At 35.6% G+C, this 4,896-nt stretch carries 6 protein-coding genes; all 6 read left to right on the top strand.

The genetic code is table 11. The features are described from left to right. Nucleotides 1-541: 541 nt before the first annotated feature. Nucleotides 542-1,444: a hypothetical protein gene (locus QMN93_RS12230; RefSeq protein WP_130715458.1), complete on the top strand. Its 903-nt coding sequence runs from the start codon at nucleotides 542-544 to the stop codon at nucleotides 1,442-1,444. A gap of 3 nt (nucleotides 1,445-1,447) precedes the next feature. Next, the gene (locus QMN93_RS12225) at nucleotides 1,448-1,654 is read left to right on the top strand and encodes a hypothetical protein (protein WP_047685188.1); all 207 of its coding nucleotides are present in this window, start codon (nucleotides 1,448-1,450) and stop codon (nucleotides 1,652-1,654) included. A 53-nt stretch (nucleotides 1,655-1,707) separates the two neighbouring features. After that, nucleotides 1,708-2,091: a hypothetical protein gene (locus tag QMN93_RS12220; RefSeq protein ID WP_087449616.1), complete on the top strand. Its 384-nt coding sequence runs from the start codon at nucleotides 1,708-1,710 to the stop codon at nucleotides 2,089-2,091. Between the two features lie 501 nt (nucleotides 2,092-2,592). Next, nucleotides 2,593-3,339 (top strand): DUF2157 domain-containing protein, encoded by a 747-nt coding sequence (locus tag QMN93_RS12215; protein ID WP_193139830.1) that lies wholly within the window; start codon nucleotides 2,593-2,595, stop codon nucleotides 3,337-3,339. Between the two features lie 261 nt (nucleotides 3,340-3,600). After that, nucleotides 3,601-4,029, top strand: a complete 429-nt coding sequence (locus QMN93_RS12210) for a hypothetical protein (protein ID WP_045783712.1) — start codon at nucleotides 3,601-3,603, stop codon at nucleotides 4,027-4,029. Continuing rightward, on the top strand, nucleotides 3,998-4,896 hold an 899-nt coding region (locus QMN93_RS12205), incomplete at its 3' end, for a relaxase/mobilization nuclease domain-containing protein (protein WP_319862472.1). The genes QMN93_RS12210 and QMN93_RS12205, both read left to right, overlap by 32 nt.

The raw sequence follows: 4,896 nt of genomic DNA, 5'->3' as shown, positions 1-4,896 counted from the left end.
CGCTTACCGCTCATGGGCACCTCTCTTTAAGTCATCTTAAATGACTCTGAGGTGTCTGTTAAACGCGTGGCGATTCAAAATTTGTTTTTCCCGAAGCATTTTCACCGATAATTGTATTCACTGAGCCTTTAACAAAGTAGAAATTTGAGCTTCGAAAGTTTTTATAGTTTCTAATAGCTAATTTATTGATATACATAGTAATCGATTGGGCCCTTAGCATAGTTTTACTACACATTAGATTACTCCATAGCCACCAGAAGCACAAAGCCATCGAGTTCAAAAGTCTAGTTAAGTCAAGTAAAAGCAATGTAGTTTACAAAAATGACTAAAAGAAAAGATATAATACCACATTGAAATTATATTATAAAAACCAATATAACGGTTAAAACACTTTTAAATCAATAGATTACACTGGATAAAAATTAATATTGACGATGCAACATAACTATCGGATATTAAATGAACAAAAAATTTCAGACACATCCTAACAATGATCTTGATACTTACTGACAGTAACGATGTTCATGCAGATGTAGTTTCGATGAAACTCGGTGATAACTATTTCCGTTTGAATTTAGATATAGAAGCCCTTAAAGATACCAAAATTAGCTTTGATGGCTCTGAATGGACTATCTCCCAGAACGGAAAAACAATCAAAAATTCATCCGTAAAATGTGTTTGGCCAAGGCGGGTATCTGTTCAAGTCAATTCTGAACAACAGCAAGATCAAAGTAATGGTTTGAGATTATGGCGATCTGAATGGAATAAAAGCCTTTTTGGCCTATATAATGCATTATCTGAAAGTTGCTGGTTTAATCATGTAAGAGATGCAACTCTCGCTGATAACAAGTATTTTCAACATAAAATAGCTAATGAAGTTGGGTTCAATAATCCAGCATTTATAACTTCAAACTCCAAAGAAGACCTCAATAATTTCTTAACTACTTATCCTGATTCGGTTGTTAAATTCATGTCGCAAGATATGTATGTCTCTGAATCAGGTGAGATATTAGGTCTATATGTAAACAAAATCACTTTAGAACAATTAGATAGTTTCGCAAACGATTCAGAAAACCCAATTACTCTTCAAAAATATGTTAATAAAAAATTCGAAGTTAGATACACAGTAATTGAAGATGAACATTTTGCTTGTGCTATAGACTCTCAGCATTCAAACAAGGCAAAAGTAGACTGGCGTAGATACGATATACCTAATACACCGCACTGGAAAATTGACGCACCCACTTCGGTGAAGGATAAAATAAATTCTTTAATGTCCAAGTTAAACCTTCGATATGGGGCTTTAGATTTCATCGTTGATGAAAATAATGACTGGTGGTTCTTAGAGGTGAATTCTGCTGGTCAATGGTTGTGGATCGAAGATTTATCCGGCATGGATATTTCCGGGTCCATTGCAAATTGGTTAACTTCAAATAGCAGGTGAACTATGAATGTATTTGGTTTAAATTTTCTTGAAAAAATGGAATCGGAACAAAAAGTTGATGTTTCAAACTGGGCATGGAAACCTGAGAATAGTGAAGCTCAACGAATCTATGGTTCAGGTATGTCAACGAAATCTCGTGAATCTACTTATGCTGCTGAAAAAGATAGCAGAGAAGATTCAGATCGCCCCAATGAAGGATTAGCAGCTTAATAATATAACCAGTGAGGAAATATTAACTCACTGGTTACTACAAAGGAAAGAATATGAATCAAGTAGACATCTTTTTGAAAGTGATAATTGGTATATTTTTCTTTATATATGCTATATTGTTTTGCTATGTTATTTCTGAAATGATTGGCCCCTTAAATTATTTGATTTTCTTTCTTCCTTTCATCATTTCAATATCCCTATGCATGTTTTTCAAAAAAAGCTTAAAGAAGCTTAAAAGTGCAAATGATTTTTTGCTTTTTTCTTCTGCTGGACTTGGTGCTATTAAGTTAGTTGCTTCTAAACTGAATCATGATAGCTTAGTATTGAATCAAATTATAGATGCTTTAAAAAATAGTACATTACTGCTAATGATTTTAGCCACAGCTGCGACGTTGAAGGCATCCATAGCTCTTTTTGAGATTTTTACTAACGAATAAAATTATTGATTTCACGTTTTTTTAGCTTCATATAATTTTTAAGAATTAGCACGCAAATTATAGGAATCATTAGAACCATGATCGGAGTTAGGAAATACAACCCGTCCTTAACCCATGGTTCTTTTATCATTAATGATAAAAATAAAAAAAAGACAATACATATTAATGAAGCTGATAAAGCTATAATTTTTTCTTTCATCATAAACCCTCTCGTGTTTTATATATAAATAGCTTATTTTAATCTATTGTCAACACCCCATTAAATTAAGCAAGAGCTAACTCAGAGATGCTCCGCTTCTCTAAGTTGCCTTGCTTTTTCTGCTCTTTGATTGAAAAAGAATGATTTAAACCTGGAACCTTAACTTTCGAACTCCTAATTTAATTAGGATGTAATTAATTGCCACATGAAAAGAGAACTTTTGTATGCCGATACGAAATTTCTATGATCTACTATTTAATCGATGTAAAATTGTTACTCCTTCGTTTGACATGGAATAAAAAATGGGAAAATTTGCGGATTTTAATATCAAAAACAATACCGAAAATACTAATGTCAGTCAGAGCAACAGTGGTGGTTATAATGTTCAAAATACCCAGGTCATAAATAATCGAACCATCAACAATCATTATACAAAGCAAAATTCTAATGGTGATGGCGATGCAGGTGCTTTTATGGCGGGAGCGGTCATTTTAACTATAGGAATAGGATTTGTCATCTGGTCATTTTTCACACACTATCAAGAAATTTATTCCATTTTAAAAACTGGTGCTTTATTCTCTCCTGTCTTCTCGATAATTGGAATTATAGCTTTAGTTCTTAGAAAAGAGGTTGAAACGACAGATTTTGTCAGATTTTTTTTCTTAGTCTTAGCTGGAGGTTCTGTTTTTTTATTAAATGAAGATTTGAATATAAATGTTCCATTAGAAATCATCGACTTATCAAAACGAGCCACATCGGTTTCAGGTTTTTGGAACGGATTAAACGAATATGGCAAAAACCTTTCTTTGTCGTTGATATCTTCGAGAATCTTGATTGGTGCATCAATAATATTGATAATCTTCGCTGCATTCAGAGAATTATCATACTCCTTAGCTAACAAAAACATGTCTGGATTTTGGTTTATAAGTCTTAAAATAACTAATTTATTCCGTATTCAAGCTCTTGGTAGTGGTGGGGTCATAACTTTAATCTTGGCACTAACTTTTTTAACATTAAATGGGTATGTATTCCACTTTGAATGGAACTAATTTTACATGGGCCTTTTGGCCCTTGTTTTTTAATGAATAAACTAATATATACAGCTTATTGATATATTCATCTTAATTTTTATTATTTAGATTTATCATATTTACTAATTAACCTCTTTTTTAATTAGTCGCCTATTCTTATCCAATAGAGAAGCAAACATATTAAATCGCGCTTAACATTGACAACTAATAATTATTTACTATAACAAGAGATAAAGTTAGTTAATTACTTTTAAAGCATGACATATAAAAGGAGTTTATATGGCAAATAAAAAATCGCAGTTTTTGAACACTAAGGATGCAAAACATTCAACCTCAAAGTGTAACTTACTACCACAGGAATTACGAATTCATTGTGTTAGTGTTCGTCTTAACAATGCTGAATTGGCCAAGCTTAATACATTGAGGGAGCATTATTCGAAAGGAGAGTGGCTTCGTATGGCTTCCCTTCAAAAATTGCCTCCAGTTATACCAGCTATTAATACCAAAGCCTGGATAGCTTTAACTGACATATCGCAAAAGCTAAATCGAATTGCGATCCATATCGATGGTAAGAGCAAAGACAGCAAGCTTACTCATACAGAGCTTTTCGCAGTGAAACGACAACTGGAAGAGCTTCGCCAGCACCTGCTAAATGCTGACATATGGAGCAAACCCTATGAAGGGTATGCAGAAGATCAAAAGGGGTAAAAGCTTCGCTGGTGTCGTGCAATATGCATTGAAGCCAGGTTCACATCATAAAAGTAATCCAATCGTCATTGGCGGGAACATGTTAGGTGATTCAGCCTCTAAACTGATCACTGAATTTGATGGCACTAAACAGCTTCGGCCCGATGTTCAGAAACCGGTATGGCACAACTCGCTTCGCTTACCTGATACTGAATCAGTATCGAATGACCAATGGGTAACCATAGCTGACGACTACATGAAGAGGATGGGGTTCAGTGATACTCATCTCCGTTGCTATGTGCTTCATGACGACGTTGGCCAGCATATACACATCATTGCCAGCAGGATCGACATAGCCGGTGGGAAGCTCTACTTGGGGAGGAACGAAAACCTTATAAGCACACGGATCATTAGTGAACTCGAAATCGCTCATGGCCTGACAGTGACAAAAACTGCATCTCCCCCCTCGCAAGCACAACCGAAGCGGAAGAGAGTGTCCCGTAATGAGAAAATGCTATCTGAACGAACTGGGGAGCATTCACCAAAAGAAGCTTTACAGCAAATTATTGATAAAAGTTTAGTCGGTAAGCCTGACCTTCTAACTTTCACAAAACGATTGGAAGAAGCAGAAGTATCCTGGAAGGCCAATGTTGCCTCTACAGGTAAGATGAACGGCTTTTCATTCGAATATGCAGGAATCGCTTTCAAAGCTTCGCAATTGGGTAAAAGCTACTCTTGGGCAAATCTCAGTAATCGGCTTAACTACACCCCCGACCACATAGAAGCTCTGCGAGCGACAAAGGAAGTTATCCCTGCTCCTGCTCCTGCTCCTGCTCCTGCTCCTGCTCCTGCTCCTGCTCCTGCTCCTGCTCCTGCTCCTGCTCCTGC

It is taken from the genome of Enterobacter sp. R-1.6.2, from assembly GCF_035064085.1.
GTDB lineage: Bacteria > Pseudomonadota > Gammaproteobacteria > Enterobacterales > Enterobacteriaceae > Enterobacter > Enterobacter asburiae_B.
The sequence above is the reverse complement of the archived record's forward strand: the minus strand, read 5'-3'. Positions and strand labels throughout refer to the sequence as shown.